This is a genomic window from Kitasatospora sp. NPDC059817, from assembly GCF_042731835.1.
Classification (GTDB): domain Bacteria; phylum Actinomycetota; class Actinomycetes; order Streptomycetales; family Streptomycetaceae; genus Kitasatospora.
The window spans coordinates 2,615-3,880 of record NZ_JBHWIR010000130.1 but is presented as its reverse complement, the minus strand read 5'-3'; the positions used below and the strand labels follow the sequence as shown (position 1 = coordinate 3,880).

General features: G+C 73.5%; 2 protein-coding genes. Both read right to left on the bottom strand.

Translation table 11 applies throughout. The features are described from left to right. Window positions 1-101 precede the first annotated feature (101 nt). Window positions 102-590: a glutathione peroxidase gene (locus ACFV61_RS24850; protein ID WP_363372928.1), complete on the bottom strand. Its 489-nt coding sequence runs from the start codon at window positions 588-590 to the stop codon at window positions 102-104. Between the two features lie 83 nt (window positions 591-673). Then, window positions 674-1,138, bottom strand: a complete 465-nt coding sequence (locus ACFV61_RS24845; RefSeq protein WP_380493939.1) for a pyridoxamine 5'-phosphate oxidase family protein — start codon at window positions 1,136-1,138, stop codon at window positions 674-676. Window positions 1,139-1,266 lie beyond the last annotated feature (128 nt).

Here is a 1,266-nt window from a genome sequence, read left to right as displayed (position 1 = left end):
TGGTGATCCGCGCCCGTGGGGGGGGGTCGCGGCGGGTCGGGGTACCCACCCGCCCCCCGGGCGGGGGGGGGGCGCGGGGGGCGGCCCCCTCGGTGGGTGGATCAGGCCGGCAGGACGGCTTCGATCGCGGCGGTCAGCTCGGCCGACTCCGGCTCGACGCGCGGCCGCAGGCGGGCGGCCACGGTGCCGTCGGGGGAGACCAGGAACTTCTCGAAGTTCCAGCTGACGTCACCGGTTTCGCCCTCGGCGTCGGCGACCTGGGTGAGCTGCCGGTACAGCGGGTGCCGGTCGTCGCCGTTGACGTCGATCTTCTCGAACAGCGGGAAGGTGACGCCGTAGGTGGTGGAGCAGAAGGTCTGGATCTCCTCGGCGCTGCCCGGCTCCTGCCCGGCGAACTGGTTGCAGGGGAAGCCCAGCACGGTGAACCCGCGCGCGGCGTACCGCTGCTGGAGCTTCTCCAGGCCGGTGTACTGCGGGGTCAGGCCGCACTTGGAGGCGACGTTGACGATCAGCAGTGCCTTGCCCTTGTACTCGGCCAGGGAGGTGGGCTCGCCGGTGAGGGTGCGCAGCGGGATGTCGTACAGGCTCACGGGGGTGGTCCTTTCGGCAGGTGTGTGGAACGGAGTCTCGCCGAGCCACCGTAGTGGCCGTGACCACCTGGACCGGGCCCGACCTACCGGTCTTCCGGCAGATCGGCCCCGAAGGCGGAGAAGTCGGCGCTCGACCAGTGCTCGGGGCGCATCCGGAGCGTGATGTCGGCGGCCAACTGTTCCCGGGCGGAGGCGCGGTAGTCGCGCGCGGCCTCGGGCGGCAGGTAGCGGTTCGCGAGGGCGGCCCACTCGTCCGGGTCGAGCCGGTCCTCGATCGCCACCACCGGGCCCTCGACGCTCACGTAGGCGGCCGGGTGCTGCTCGTGCTGGGCACAGAGGGTGAACCGCCCGGCGGCCCGGATCCGTCGGGCTTTGACGGAGTCGCGGCCGGTGATGACGGTGAGCAGGCCGCCCGGGACGTAGGAGTACCAGACCGGTACGGCCAGCGGGCCCCGGTCCGGTCCGGTGCCGGAGTCGACGGCCAGCACGCCGACGTGCGGTGCGGCGAGGAACCGCTCGCGCTCGGCCCTGTCCATGGTGAAGGGCATGGTGTCTCTCCCGGGGTTCCGGGCCCGTGCGCGGCGGTCGCGGCTGGGCGGTCGCGTGCGGGCGTCACCCGGTTGGTACCCGGTGGGTTCGCGGGGCCACCCCGGGGGGGGGCAACACAACGCCCCCC

What these genes read in the sequence shown, in the direction of transcription:
- ACFV61_RS24845 (WP_380493939.1), bottom strand. Translation starts at nt 1,138, where the DNA reads ATGCCCTTCACCATGGACAGGGCCGAGCGCGAGCGGTTCCTCGCCGCA.